The sequence below is a fragment of the Chitinophaga pendula genome (genome assembly GCF_020386615.1).
Taxonomy (GTDB): Bacteria; Bacteroidota; Bacteroidia; order Chitinophagales; family Chitinophagaceae; genus Chitinophaga; species Chitinophaga pendula.
Genome location: NZ_CP077769.1, coordinates 424233 through 438284, shown reverse-complemented (window position 1 = coordinate 438284; position 14052 = coordinate 424233). Strand labels below are relative to the sequence as shown.

10 protein-coding genes are annotated in these 14052 nt (G+C 45.2%); 3 read left to right on the top strand and 7 right to left on the bottom strand.

Annotated elements, in window-relative coordinates:
* Positions 1-531 precede the first annotated feature (531 nt).
* Entirely contained in the window at positions 532-1053 is a 522-nt protein-coding gene (locus KTO58_RS01700) for a hypothetical protein (RefSeq protein WP_095841039.1), read from the bottom strand.
* 57 nt (positions 1054-1110) lie between these two features.
* Positions 1111-4767 carry a hypothetical protein gene (locus KTO58_RS01695; protein WP_225860013.1) on the bottom strand — a complete coding sequence of 1219 codons (3657 nt, stop codon included), beginning with the start codon at positions 4765-4767 and terminating at the stop codon, positions 1111-1113.
* 303 nt (positions 4768-5070) lie between these two features.
* Between KTO58_RS01695 and KTO58_RS01690 the strand changes: the two genes are divergently transcribed.
* The gene (locus KTO58_RS01690) at positions 5071-5502 is read left to right on the top strand and encodes an OsmC family protein (protein ID WP_095841041.1); all 432 of its coding nucleotides are present in this window, start codon (positions 5071-5073) and stop codon (positions 5500-5502) included.
* On the opposite strand, the gene KTO58_RS01685 is transcribed toward KTO58_RS01690, so the two are convergent.
* The 5 genes from KTO58_RS01685 to KTO58_RS01665 all read right to left on the bottom strand — a co-directional run bounded on the left by KTO58_RS01685 (position 5499) and on the right by KTO58_RS01665 (position 7771).
* Positions 5499-6116, bottom strand: coding sequence for a SprT-like domain-containing protein (locus KTO58_RS01685; protein ID WP_095841042.1), 618 nt, complete (start codon positions 6114-6116; stop codon positions 5499-5501). The two genes, KTO58_RS01690 and KTO58_RS01685, sit on opposite strands and share 4 nt — an antisense overlap.
* A gap of 7 nt (positions 6117-6123) precedes the next feature.
* Complete coding sequence (locus tag KTO58_RS01680) at positions 6124-6450, bottom strand: hypothetical protein (protein ID WP_157753266.1); 327 nt, start codon at positions 6448-6450, stop codon at positions 6124-6126.
* A gap of 52 nt (positions 6451-6502) precedes the next feature.
* Positions 6503-6742 carry an AtpZ/AtpI family protein gene (locus tag KTO58_RS28865; RefSeq protein ID WP_095841044.1) on the bottom strand — a complete coding sequence of 80 codons (240 nt, stop codon included), beginning with the start codon at positions 6740-6742 and terminating at the stop codon, positions 6503-6505.
* The gene (locus KTO58_RS01670) at positions 6696-7142 is read right to left on the bottom strand and encodes a bactofilin family protein (RefSeq protein WP_095841045.1); all 447 of its coding nucleotides are present in this window, start codon (positions 7140-7142) and stop codon (positions 6696-6698) included. The genes KTO58_RS28865 and KTO58_RS01670 overlap by 47 nt, the downstream gene beginning before the upstream one ends.
* A gap of 227 nt (positions 7143-7369) precedes the next feature.
* The gene (locus KTO58_RS01665; RefSeq protein ID WP_225860012.1) at positions 7370-7771 is read right to left on the bottom strand and encodes a hypothetical protein; all 402 of its coding nucleotides are present in this window, start codon (positions 7769-7771) and stop codon (positions 7370-7372) included.
* A gap of 302 nt (positions 7772-8073) precedes the next feature.
* Between KTO58_RS01665 and porW the strand changes: the two genes are divergently transcribed.
* Positions 8074-11097 carry a type IX secretion system periplasmic lipoprotein PorW/SprE gene (gene porW, locus KTO58_RS01660; RefSeq protein WP_225860011.1) on the top strand — a complete coding sequence of 1008 codons (3024 nt, stop codon included), beginning with the start codon at positions 8074-8076 and terminating at the stop codon, positions 11095-11097.
* A 201-nt stretch (positions 11098-11298) separates the two neighbouring features.
* Positions 11299-13713 (top strand): transglycosylase domain-containing protein, encoded by a 2415-nt coding sequence (locus tag KTO58_RS01655; RefSeq protein WP_095841048.1) that lies wholly within the window; start codon positions 11299-11301, stop codon positions 13711-13713.
* Positions 13714-14052: the final 339 nt, after the last annotated feature.

The following is a 14052-nucleotide window of genomic DNA, read 5'->3' as shown; positions in this document are numbered from 1 at the left end:
TATAAGACGTCTAACCTTCAAACAAGTTATTTAAGATTCATCCCAACGTCTTTATTCCAGTTCGCTTTTAGGCAATATAGCTTTTCGTATTAGGTTAATAGTAGTCCTTATGTTAATAATTATGAAGATGATGAGCACTATAAGGGAGAATTCTTGAATTCTTAGACCACCTGCGGAATTATTGATGCTAAAGCCTATTGAATAAGAAATTATTTCTGGTGTAAATGCAATTATGTTTGTAGTCCCTAATACTAATGTTATTAAAGTTAATATCTTACCTATTTTGGGCTTACGCATTGAGAATATAATGCATAAAATTAAGAGGAAAGCACCAACATAATGTTTATCAAGCAAAATTATGTTTGTAGTATTTGTGACATATACGCTATATAACATAGCGATAAGTAATATAAAAAGGGGAAGGTAGCTTATAAATTTTCTGAATTTCATTTTATTTTCAACCAAAGGGATTATAGTCGTTGATTTGAATGGACCAGCTTGCATGCCAACTTGGGTCCTGGTCGCGTTCTTTCAGGCGTTGATAATCATTGCTGTAGAAGTTGCTGGTAAAAGGACTGTTGCCCCCTGCTGCGCATTGCCATGTATGGATGACTCCTGCGTGCTGGTGCTGAAGGCAGCGGCCAGGTCGGCCACCATATCTTCTACCGGGGTGGCTACTTTGTTATTGGAAGGTGCTTGTGATTTATAGAACGCCTGCGCGCTGAGCTGGATGGTGTCGCTGGCCATTACTTTCAGTACCAGGGAGGGACCGATCTTTTTGCCACCACTTTTGGCGTTCAGTTTGGCCGTGAATTCGTTTTGATCCTGTCCGGATGGATAACCCACCGGTTTAGGACTACGCGTCTCTTCGATGTTGCTGAATAGCGCATTCTCTTTCGCTGCGTTGGATGATTCCATCGTGGCCGCGTACATAGAGAAGTCCGTCTGTTCGGTCAGCACCATGCGGGTGTTGCCCAGGTGATCTTTTAAGAAATAGTCGAATACCGGCCCGCCAGCTGCGCCCACAAAGAAGAAAAACCGACAGTACTGCATAAAAAGACCAAGAGAGGTATAGGTAACTTCATATAGTAAGCTGAAAACATAAACTAATTATTGTTGAACAGGAACACGATACTGATAACTCATCTGTTTAAGAATCTTCCCGTTTTGATCCCGGATCAATTTCAGTCGATGATAAGGATCATACTCATAACTGGTGAGCAAACCGTTAGGCGCTACTTTGCTGCTGATGCCTATCAATGGACGATAGGTATAGGTCGTAACAGTGACCGCATTACTTGTCGTTGCATTCCTGATTTTATTGATTTCATTCCTCAGCTGCTGATCACCTGACGGTGCCTTCAGTACAGATAAATTGACCATATTAGCGACAGTACTATAATTTGCACCAACGACTTCAGCCACCGGATAGTTATCATCATATCCCCACAAAAACGAATGAGTAACATTATTTTTTAATTGTTGTTCCAATATATTACCCCGAATATCATAGGTTAAGTTAATAATATCCGTTTCATACCTGTTGTCAGGCGAAAAGACTGTTCTGTTAGGTGTACTTATGGGAAAACTTCCCTGTGTAGTGTTAGAGAATTTAAACCCTGATAGTGCCAGAGGTTGTGATAAACTGAGTATCTTTACCTCATCTGCCAGGTTCTTACCATCAGGTTTAAAAGTGGTAATCTTTCCTCCGGTAATGATACTATTACCAGATGCGTCCGTTTGATATTGGACCTGTTCAATAGGTATACCTGTAATATAGTTATTCACCATGGCATCGATGAATGGCGTACCAGCAGCATAGTCATAAGCGTAACTATTCGTTTGTACGATACTGCTACCCTTACTATCTCTTTGCACAATACGGGAAGGATTAAGTAATAGTGGATTATCGTAAAAATAGTTCGTAGTATGTACAATAGGATTGTTTCCATCGGTATAAACTGTTTCTTTAACAGTTTGCTGTTCTACCCATCCGGTTATGATATGGTAAAAAGCGTAGGCAAAATCTGCTGAAAAAGAATATTTACCCCCTGTAGGCGAAGGAATGGTATAGCCATTAAGCGGTGTACCACAAGGATAATTAACGTTACGTAAGGTCTTTACACGCAGATTACGCAAACGGTTATAGTGTCTGGACGTATTGTAGTCATTAAAGCTATAGTTATGCTCTGTAGACCGCAATTTAGTGTAAGTACCATTTGTATTTCGCCTATATTCAGTTTTTGACAGCAGTAGTCCTCGTTTGTAGTCAAATCCGGTAACTGGTACACTAGCATTATAAATGGACATCCCACTCCAATATCCCATATCGAAATTCAACATATTCAAGGAGTCCTTGGAAAAAGAGAAAGTATAGTCGGTATAGCCATTATCAACATCTCCACTATTGATGCTACGTTCTGTTACATGCTCATATCCCACCGGCGAGCCTTGTGTAAAACCAAGAATATACTGGCTATTACTACTTACTTCTTTAAAGTTTGCCATCAGGTAATTGCAAAAGTTTCCGGGAGCAGCCATATCTGCCACGTCGTTCTCGTAGTGACTGAAATATGAGGGGTATATTAATAATTTACCGGGATCATAGCTGTAGGTCTTTCCACTCAATAGCTGCCCATTCTGCTCATAGTTGAGTATCTTTTTTATTCTCAGGCCTCCCGCTATTGGTAATGCAGGTAGTTGCTGCGGAGCGCCATCATATTTCAGATAGCTGATGCCAATATACGCAGATGGCATAGTTGGAAGTATATCAAAACATCCGGGTCCCAGGCAGGAATCGCTGGCTGTAATACGATAGTTGCCGGGACTTAACAGTTTGCTGAGGTTAAATTGAAAATCATACAACCCCGCAGGATTTGCCGGTGGATTCCCAGGGGTTGGATTTTCCGGATATTCGTATAAGCGGTAAGAAGGATCCCAGTAGTAAACCTTTACCGGATCTACGGTTCCGTTGGCTAGCACCCGCTCTATCTTAACATAGGGAAACCATGCCATCGTAAGCTTGTTAGCGTTAGGAGGGAAAGCATAATTATTTACAGATACATTTATTAAACTGGCCTGCTGATTAAAAGGGATAGTAAAATCCACCGAGTTTGCATACACCGGTGTTACATTCCCTCTCACTCCAATATTAGCCTGTACAATAGGGACAGAGGGGCCTCCATCTACCGTGCCTTCTGCAATATATCTATGTGCTTCAAATTCAAAAACAGAGTAGCCACCAGTAGGGTAAATGATCTGCTGCAATGTACCATATTGCATACGGGTAGTATCAGGTTCCCGGTTCGCTTTTAAATAAAATCCTGCTTCAGAAGGCATATCCTTTTGATAAGGTAAAAGACTGGTATTGTCATCTCTCCCATTATAAAATCCCCAATGATCCTGTGCATTTGAAGTTTTCCCTTCTAAAAAACCAGCAGGTGTATTTCGCTTAGGCAAATTACCAGGACTCAAATAACTGAAAGTATGTGTCCGCTTTTCTGCATTATCAGCGCCAAATTCATCCAATGCATTCAGATAATATCGTTCCCCTATATAAGAATAGTTAAGTGCAAAAGCCTGCAACCGGTTCGACGCTTTATCCTTTACAAGTACACTGTCCAATAAATAACCGATCTGCATATCGCTTCTGCTTGTCTGAGCTACTATGTCTATCTGCCCCTGGCGCCACCTTATTTTTTTTAGAGACGAAAACCCTATCGTATTAAATCGTTGAACTGTTTGCTGTGAAACAGGATCACCATTGTACAGGGTTTGTCTTGTACGCAATGCATCATCCCAGCTAGTATATACCGGGTCTTTAATTACATGGGATGATAGCTCCCCCGGATTCGTCAATATCTTCAACGACTGGGTTGCAGGTAGTATATATACCTCTGACTTTTTAGCATAATCGAAATAAATCGTGTCCGCCTTATTCGTTGAGATGATTTTTGTAAGATACCAGGCAGTAATGGCCTGCGGTAACTGTGGAGAAGAAGATGCAGCAGACCAAGTAGCTTCCAGTCCATTTGCGTCGGTAAATATCCAGTCATCTGCCGGCGAACCAAAACAATACAAAGTTCCATCTTCATCTGCTATCCTCCACTCTGCCGAAGGATTCAGGCTTTGTATAGGAGAAGATACCAACTTAAGACTGCTAGCCGGAATAGACCGGAAATTCCCAGCCTGGTCAAAATAGAACTTGCCGGATTTGTTACCAAAATTAAAATAGAAAAGATCCGGTTCAACATCTACCTGTTGTCCGGAAATCCGTTTTAACAATACATAGTCATCAGGGCTGGTAGAAAGATTATAAGACGGTTTGATATACTGACCATTTTTATTCCTGGACAAAAACCCTTCCGTACTCTCATCCGGAAGCCCTACAACTGTTCTTGTAATAGCTCCTCCTGCACTTAGACTCCAACCTACACCTGTCCAGGATGAAATGTCATCCACTTTTACCCCTCCGCTATGATAATTCAAACCTATCGGCAAATCAACTCCCTGTATTTTAATACTATAAAGCGGTATGTTAATATTAGGCACGCCGGTATACATAGAAACCGGCCATTCCGCATATTTACCCAATGCTCCTGCCTCCGGAGAAGATGGAATAACTTTGGGCAAAGTACCGAAGGTATTTTTAGTCAATTGTTGCTGCGCAAATATTTTGCAATAACTGAGCAAAAAAAATGTCAGTAAAATAACCCAGGAGACTTGACGGCCCTGGAATAAATGACGTTGTGTATAGTCTGCTCTCATAAAGTATAGTGGTTGTGACGGTATATTTATATTAGTATTACTAAGGCATATTGACTATCCTGGCCTAATTACCAGAAAATCAGGTTATTGGCAGCTATTGTCACCAGGATATCAGCATTTCATTTACACAATTCAAGGATTTGTCAACGGCATGTTGTTCTGAATATAGGCACTATTTGTTCGAGTACAGCGCTAGCATTTTGGTACCATCTATTGGCACACAAAATAAACGCAATTTGCCGATATCCACAACACTTCTCCGTCCCCCTTTTCCACACCCCTATTTTTTATTATCTTCCGTCCATGCAGGTACATATCAAAACTATCCACGACAGCAGCGCAGCCGTAGGCTGGACTGGTCCGCGCACTGTAGTCATTGACCGCACTTCCCGGGAAGGCGGTCAAGGCATTGGTTTCAGCGGCGGCGAACTACTACTGATGGCCATCGGTGCCAGCATTTGCAATGACCTGTTCAAACATGCCGATACCTTTGAAATTGTACTGGATGAAGTAGAAGTGATCGTTAATGGAGATTGGTCAGGAGATCCTTTATGTGCCCGCAATGTGCGCTATGATGTAAAACTGCGCTCCGATGCACCTCGCGAAAGGCTGGAGTCGCTTGTCAAATATACACATCAGCAGGCCGATGTACCGCACACGTTACGTACAGGCACTAATGTTAGATTGAATGATTATGATTTCGTAAAACTGGACCCTACGGGTAAGAAAGATTAGCTGGCCAGCTCCACTTCATAGACAGGGCTGAAGAGGTAAACCCTTTTGGTTGCTATTTCCTCGCAACGGTAACGCTTCCTTATTTTTTCCCCACGACGGAATACACGGCCGTCTTTGGTCTTGAATAACTGGTTGGGGGCCAGCTGTTCCACGAAGAAATGATTTTCCTTACCGGCATCATAGCGGCGCAGTACGCGCATCAGGTCTTCATCCGCACAGCTGCTGGCAGCAGGATTACGGATGCTTTGCCGCAATGCCTGCTCTACATCTTCGGGCAGATATGCTTTGCCAACGAACTGCTTGAGGATATGGGCAAATGCCTGCTTCCATTCCTTGCCATGAGAGGCCACCTCGTTGCGGTAATGCATATAGGTGATCAGGTGCGCGATCTCGTGTAATAAAGTGATCAGGAAAGAATACTTATTCAGGTTACCGTTGACGCTGATACGATGCCCACCGCGGCTATCAGGATGCCGATAGTCGCCCAGGAGACTTTGCCGCTCCCGGGTGATGGTCAGATGTACTTTATATTCCCGCAGGTAGTCCATTACCTGGCCGAAGGTGCCTTCGGGTAGATACCTGGATAAAGCTTGCATGGGCGCTTCCTGCTTCACGGGAACATTATATTTTTTTTCTTCTGGTGAGTTTATGCAGCGAGAGGGTTTCAAACACAGTATAAACCAGGTAGAGGAACATGAGTATAAAGATGGTTTCCTTGCTCACCTGCGGACGGGTGGCGAGCACATAACTCAAGATACCGATCATACATAAAAATAGCTTGCTGACAGTAGCAGCATATACCATACGTACAAACCCTTGGCCGGTGTCCGCCCCCAAACCTTTACGGCTCAGGTAATAGGACAGGCCGGTAATACCCGCAAGCGCCACATTGCCACCTATCAGCACCCAAAAATGTGCATCCAGGCCCAGCAACCAGCTCTTCAGCATTAGCAGCCCGCCATTTAATATTGCAAATACAGTAAATAGTCTGAAAAAGAATTTATCGGTCATTCCTACGGGTGTCTTTAATAATTTGCCACAAAAGTAGGACTAAAGCCAGTAAAGAAAAAATGATCAGAAATACTGGAAAAGCCCAACCGGTCCACTGGTCTAGTTTATAACCAGCAAACACGGCCAATCCTAATGTGACCATCATCTGAAAAGCCAAACCCGTATAACGAAGCCAGCTACTGTTACTGGGCTTGTTCTGTGGTGGCTTCTTTTTGAACTGATTTTCCATTTTTTCCTTTAGAGGGTTCCACTACCGGTGTCACACCTTCATCCATATAACAACGGCCGTTAAATTTGGCAGTAGGCTCCATTTCAAAATGTACGGTATAAACATCTCCCTTCACCAAAGCATTCCCTTTCAGGAACAACAGATCATCCACTTTGATGATACCCGTCACCTTGCCGAGAATATCCGCACTCTGGCATACCAGGTCACCGGTGATCTCACCTTCCGGACCTACCACGATCTTCGCCTTCGTAGATACCAGCCCATTCACCTGCCCGTCTATCCGGATGTCGCCTTCACATACAATGTCGCCCTGGATAGACGTACCGCTACCTATAATGTTTACATTAGAGGTAGGCATCATTATTTTACTTTCACTTTTTGTATTTCCTTTATTAAACATAGGTCTTCAGGTTTTTCAAAGTTTAGAAATCTAAGATAGTAATTATTTTCATAATATATTTTATGTAATTGTAATTCAATGGCTGTCCTGTACCGGACATCCACATAGTGACAAAAACAACTGCCCCATTGCCTGGATAAAACAATGTCACATTAAATAAATACTTTCTGGGATAAAAAACGGTAAACCGGTACTGATTCGGTTATTTTGATCGCTCGCCTATTGCATCAATAGGTACTGTTGTCTACTTTAGGAACCTTCAACATAGTGGTGTCTACCTTGCCGGTAAAATCTCCATTGATCACCTGCTTCATATTATTCAGGAACTGATCTCTGGCGATAATCGTTCTTTCTAATGAATCTGTGCGCATCTTCAACTTAATAAACTCTCGTCTTTGCTTTAAATCACCATACCCTGGTATATAATACCGTAAGGGGGTGAATACTACCGTTGCCACTGTAATCGTTACCAATAAAACAAATAAGGTACTCAGTGCAATATAAACACTCATCCTGGACAGCTTGAATGAGGTCACCTCTTCATATGTGTCATCGTTCATGATCACCAGCCGGTACTTGTTCCCCAACCGGCTTACATTCCGACCTTTTATTTCACCCTTTTTGGACATATATCCTGCTTAGTAGAATAGTTCGCTTAATCGCCTTCAGACGGCTAAAGTTAATCAAATATCGTACATACCTATCAAATTTATAATGTAATTCCATCGCAGTTCTCCTAAAATACCTGATATCAGTACTTTAGATATCCGGTAAAAGATTTCCACAACAAAACCACTCATAGCACCGTTTATCAGGAGCAGCGTCGCGGCAAGCGCGCGTCTGGCGTACTAAACTTTAAAATTTATCCTATCTTTAAAAATAAAATGTACCGCCGGTAGTTATATATACGGCCTATACACCCTCGCATCCAATGAATCGCTATAGATCAATTTATCAACTTTGCGTACTTAGTTTGTTATTTAGCATTGGTCTTCAGGCGGTTTTTGCCCAAACAAAGCCCGTCAAAGTCAAAGCCCCTAAAGTAGAAGACAGGCGTCCACCGTCCGAAAAGCTGGCGGAAAAACCGTTCACGATCAAAAGGAAACTGGTACAAAACCTGGTAACACGTTATAACTACTACTACCATGCTAAACTACGCCTGGACGCTGTCACCCGTAACATCAACCGGCAAGGCCAGGACAACTTCAATGTACTGCTCCCTTTCTACCCATACAGCCCGCAAAACATGGGCCTGAGCACCAATGACCTCGACTCCGTGATCTACAAAGCGTCTGTCGCCATCCAGATCCACGACCCAAGAGGCAAATGGATCGACGACTGCTACCTTCTCATCGGCCGGGCCTACTTCTATATGAGCGACTGGGACAACGCCAACAAAACCTTCCAGTTTGTCAATACCACCTTTGCCCCACGCAAAAAAGACGACTATAAGGTCGTGATCGGTTCCCAGGAAAATGACCAGATCACCGTTGCCTCTAAAGAAAAAAGAAAAGGATTTTTCGGCCGCTTCAAACACATCTATGCCCGTAACGATGCCTTCCTTTGGCGAGCAAGGACCCTCATCGAACAAAAAGACTACGATGAAGTACAATCCTTGCTCAACGTACTGGAGACTGATCCGAACCTCCCCAAACGCCTCGAAGGACAACTGGCCGAAGTACAGGCCTATAGCCACTACAGCCAGGGAAGATATGCCGAATCCGTAGCGCCTCTTCAGGAAGCCGTCAAAAAAAGCAGCAATAAAGACGAAAAGACCCGTATGGCCTACATACTGGCACAGCTATATGTAAAATACCAACGGCCCGACTCCGCCATGAACATGTTCCGTAAAGTGATCAAACTTAAACCGGACCCCGTAATGGACTTCCAGGCCCGTATGGAAATCGCCCGTATCAATGCTACTACCAACGGTGGTGGGGTGGAAGAAAGCATCGCCGCCTTACAGAAAATGGCTCGCAAAGAAAAATATATCCGCTTCCGCGATGCTATCTATTATACCATGGCCGTCATTATCGTTGACAAAGACCCCGGTGCTGCCGTCGCTTTCCTCAAAAAAGGCCTGACCATGGAGAGCACCAACCCCATCCAGAAAGTACTCTCCTACAAAGCCCTGGCAGACATATATTATTACCAGCGGGCTTATATGGATTCCCGTAACTACTACGATAGCACGGCCAGCACCATGCCCCCGGGGTTCCCCGACAGCACCCTCATCGTTACCCGCAAGAACGTATTGTCTGACGTAGCCGCCAAGATAGCTACGATACACCGGGAAGACAGTCTCCTCTACCTGGCCACCCTTCCCGATGCCGCCCGCAATACGGCCCTGGAAGAAATGGCTGCCGGTATCCGCAAACAGGCAGAGGAAAGAAAAAAAGCAGAAAGCAAAAAACGTCGCCGCGACCGGGATAATGCCGACGCCTTCGTTAATAACAATAATATACTGACGGGTAACAATCCTACTTCCGGTCCTCCCGTCGATGACAAAGGCGACTGGTACTTCTATAATACAGCCAGCAAAGCCGCTGGTTTCTCTGAATTCAAACGCCGCTGGGGCAACCGTGCACTATCAGATAACTGGCGCCGCAGTAACAATGGTACAATAGCCGCCAATAATAACAATGACCCTCAGTCCGGTAACGTCACCACCGGCGATGAACGGACACCGGGTGCCACAGAAGGCAGCGCACCTGCCGCCGACAGCGTAACCGCGCAATCACTGGCCGCCGGCCTGCCGCTCACGCCGGAAAAACAGACCGCCTCCCGCAATGCTGTTATGGATGCCCGCTTCGACCTGGGTAAACTATACTACGATAAACTCGACAACGGCCTCCTGGCCATCGAAACATATGATACCCTCCTGGTTAAACATCCGGACCATCCTAAAAAACCGGAAGTAGTCTACTCCCTTTACGTATGGCATAACGCATTGAATCATACCGCAGCAGCCAAAATGTATAAAGACAGGGTACTGAGCCAGCATGGTAACACCAATTTTGCACAGATCATCCAGTTCGGCGCTCTCAAAGATATCGATGCAGATAAAAAGAAAAAGATATCCACCGCCTACGACTCCGCCTATGTAGCCTACCTCGCAGGCAATTACACCGGCGCACTCGATCGCAAACACGAAGCAGACTCCTCCTTCGGCTATAACTTCCTGCAACCCAAATTCGACCTGCTGGAAGCAATGGCTATCATTAAAACCGATACCACCAATACCCGGGGCATTGCCGCCGTCAAAGCAGTGATCGACAAATACCCGGCAGAAGAAGGTATCCGTAACCAGGCCCAACATATATTGGATGCGCTCAACAACAAAGATTCCATCGTCACCTACCTTACCGGCCTGACCACCCGCCGGAGAGATACCACCACCAACTACATCGATGAGGATGTAAGTATCCGGTATCCCTGGCAGCATCTACAGCCTAAATTTGACGACTCTGTTAAGATCAAAACTGCCGGCGTAAAAGATCCGGCAGGCATCGACAATAAAGCGGCCATCCCTAATGTGGTCATCAAAACCGCTCCGCCGCCCAAACCCGTTACTCCTTATAAAATAAATGCCAACAACCCGCACTTCGTGGTACTCCTGTTCAAACGGGTATCCAAAACCATGATGGATCAGGGCTTGGAACAATTTGCACGCTATAATGCGGCCAAACATGCAGCAGATAAAATAGAGGTAGGCAGCTTCGTCCTCACACCCACCGAGACCATGCTCATCTTCCGGCTGTTCGCCAATGAAGAAAAAGCATTGCAGTACTACGACGAAATCCGTGATGAAGCCCAGGCAAATATCATCCCGCGTATACCCGTTACTGACTATACGCTGTTCGTGATCTCCCGGGATAACTTCATCCTTATGAATAATACAAAAGACCTGCCGGGGTACCAGCAGTTCTTCAAAGAGACCTACATCACCGAATAACGATAATAGTATTAATACACCCGGTCCGCAGTACATCACTGCGGACCTTTTTTTTACAAGGTTTATTCGTTTTTTAACATATTTCCCCGCCTAAATTCCCGGGCTGCCGGACAGCTAAATCTTAAAATCTGTATATCTTTGTCCTGCTGGCACGCAAGTCAACTGTGATGCAATAGCTTACAAAAAACAAATTCTGTCAACATGAAAAGATCGGTGAAAATATTGTGGCGGGTGGTATTGGGTTGTCTGGCCCTGTTTATTATACTACTGCTACTGGTCAACTTCAGGGTGATTGGCAATATGCCTTCTATGGAAGAACTGGAAAACCCACGTGCCGCATTGGCCGCTGAAGTGATCGCCGACGACGGTACCATCCTGGGTAAATATTACCAGGTGGACCGTTCCAGCTCCGAATACAACGAGATCTCCAAAAACGTGATCAATGCCCTTATCGCTACGGAAGATGAGCGCTTTTTTGATCACTCCGGTATAGATGCCAGAAGTACCATGGCTATCCCCTTTTACCTGCTGGTAGGTAAAAAAAGGGGATCCAGTACGATCACACAACAGCTGGCCCTTAACCTGCAGGCAGATAATACCGGCCGTCAACGTGCCAGTAACCCCATACTCCGCGGCTTTCAGAAATTACAGGAATGGATCATCGCCGTTAAACTGGAACGCAATTTTACCAAAGAAGAGATCATCACCCTTTACCTGAATACAGTAGCCTTCGGCGATAACGTATATGGTATAGAGAACGGCGCCCGTACCTTCTTCAGCAAAGATGCAGGGCATCTATCTGTAGAAGAAGCTGCCATCCTCGTAGGCATGCTGAAAGGAAATACCCTCTATAACCCCCGCCGTAATCCACAGCTTGCGCTGGCACGTCGTAATACGGTGATCGACCAGATGGAGAAAAATGGCTACATCACGGCCGCTGACGCAGCCGCTGCTAAAAGTAAACCCATCGTACTCCGCTATAACAAGATAGACCACAACAAAGGACTGGCTCCCTACTTCCGGGAAGTGCTGCGCGATGAACTGAAAGCCTGGTGTAAAGAACATAAAAAAGCAGATGGCTCGGAGTATAATCTCTACCGTGATGGGTTGAAAATTTATACCACTATTAATCCACGCATGCAGCTGTATGCCGAAGAAGCAGTAGCTAAACACCTCAAAGACCTGCAGAAAGTATTCGCCCAACAAGGCAACGTTAAAAGCGGCAGTGTATGGAAAGACTGGCAGAAATACCTGGACCGGTATATGAAAGAATCTGACCGCTATAAATCCATGAAAGCTGATGATGCCTCTGACGAAGAGATCAAAAAAGCTTTCAACACCCCTACCAAAATGAAGGTATTCTCCTGGAGAAGTACTACAGAGCCGGATCTCAATGAGATCGATACGGTAATGACGCCGATGGATTCCATCCGGTACATGCGTGCTATCTTACAGGCCGGCTTTATGGCCATGGATCCCGAAAGCGGTGAGGTAAAAGCATGGGTAGGCGGTCCGGACTTCCGTTATTTCAAAAACGACCACGTTGCCAAAACCCGCCGTCAGGTAGGTTCTACTTTCAAACCATTCCTGTATTGTTTTGCCCTGATGAATGGCATGTCACCCAATACGGTATTACCCAATGAACCGGTATCTTTCCCTAAGTTCAACTACACCCTCTCCCGTAACTCGGAAGGTAGTGTAGGGGGTAGCATCACCATGGCAGGTGCATTGGCCAAATCACTCAACCTGGTATCCGCCTACCTGATCAAACAACTGGGTCCACAGGCTTTTGCAGATTTTGCTAAGAATAAGATCGGCTTCAGCAGCGATATTCCTCCTTACCCATCCATTGCGCTGGGTACACCGGAGATCTCCCTGTTCGAAATGCTACAGGCCTATACCATGTTCCCAGGCCGGGGTATCAATACCAAACCTATCTACATCACCCGCATAGAAGATCGTAATGGCAATATCCTCGACACCTATGCTCCTGTAAAAAGGGAAGTGATCAGCGAAAACGAAGCCTATACAATGGTCAAAATGATGGAAGGTGTGGTAGCACCGGGTGGTACCGGCGCCAGGATGCGTTTCCGCTACAACATGAAAGGAGAAATGGCAGGCAAGACAGGTACTACCAACGATAATACGGATGGATGGTTCCTGGGTTACACCCCCCAGCTGCTGGCAGGTGCCTGGGTAGGATGTGAAAATCAATTCCTCCGCTTCAGCACTACCGCTGTAGGACAGGGTGCCAATACCGGTCTTCCCATCTGGGCATATTTCATGCAAAAAGTATACGGCGACAAAACCCTCAAAGTAGACGACAAATCCAAATTCACCGTACCGGCTAACATGCAGAGCGATATCTATCTCAATTATGAGAACAACGTAGCGCCGGGCGCAGAAGCGGAAGACGTAGGTAGCGGCAGCGCCAGCGATTATGAATATATCGATGTGGAAAAATATGGCGAAGATGCCAATGGCAAACAGGAAGAAAAATCTAAAGAGAAAGAACCTGCCCGCGAAAAAGACGCTGGCAAAAACGCCACGCCCAATCAGCAGCCATCCCACAACACACCCAAAGCCGTGTATCCCGGTGGCAAAAAAGAAAACTGATAACCAATTGGTTTAACCTATAAAAAGGCTGTCCCTGTCAGGAGGACGGCCTTTTTCATGCCATTCACCCGCTGCCGTATATGCATACGGTTTGGCATTTTTAATAAAGTTTTAAGGCGCTCCATTTCCTCATCACCTGAAATAATACCTACCTTGCCCCGGTATTTATGATGCATTAGTATGAGGCACTCCGGCATTGGCCTGGATCTGTGACGATTCTTCCGTGCGCGTAGTGAACAATAATTTCCTGAAATGACTATCACCTGAACAGATTTTTTGCCGGTCATCGACCAGCTGGCACCGTTATGCCCGTAGCAATCGGCCGCTTTAAGAACTTTC

Excerpts from the sequence above, each read along its gene's own strand:
- KTO58_RS01700 (WP_095841039.1), bottom strand. The coding sequence starts at position 1,053 with ATGCAGTACTGTCGGTTTTTCTTCTTTGTGGGCGCAGCTGGCGGGCCG.
- KTO58_RS01695 (WP_225860013.1), bottom strand. The coding sequence starts at position 4,767 with ATGAGAGCAGACTATACACAACGTCATTTATTCCAGGGCCGTCAAGTC.
- KTO58_RS01690 (WP_095841041.1), top strand. The coding sequence starts at position 5,071 with ATGCAGGTACATATCAAAACTATCCACGACAGCAGCGCAGCCGTAGGC.
- KTO58_RS01680 (WP_157753266.1), bottom strand. The coding sequence starts at position 6,450 with ATGCTGAAGAGCTGGTTGCTGGGCCTGGATGCACATTTTTGGGTGCTG.
- KTO58_RS28865 (WP_095841044.1), bottom strand. The coding sequence starts at position 6,742 with ATGGAAAATCAGTTCAAAAAGAAGCCACCACAGAACAAGCCCAGTAAC.
- KTO58_RS01670 (WP_095841045.1), bottom strand. The coding sequence starts at position 7,142 with ATGTTTAATAAAGGAAATACAAAAAGTGAAAGTAAAATAATGATGCCT.
- KTO58_RS01665 (WP_225860012.1), bottom strand. The coding sequence starts at position 7,771 with ATGTCCAAAAAGGGTGAAATAAAAGGTCGGAATGTAAGCCGGTTGGGG.
- porW (WP_225860011.1), top strand. The coding sequence starts at position 8,074 with ATGAATCGCTATAGATCAATTTATCAACTTTGCGTACTTAGTTTGTTA.
- KTO58_RS01655 (WP_095841048.1), top strand. The coding sequence starts at position 11,299 with ATGAAAAGATCGGTGAAAATATTGTGGCGGGTGGTATTGGGTTGTCTG.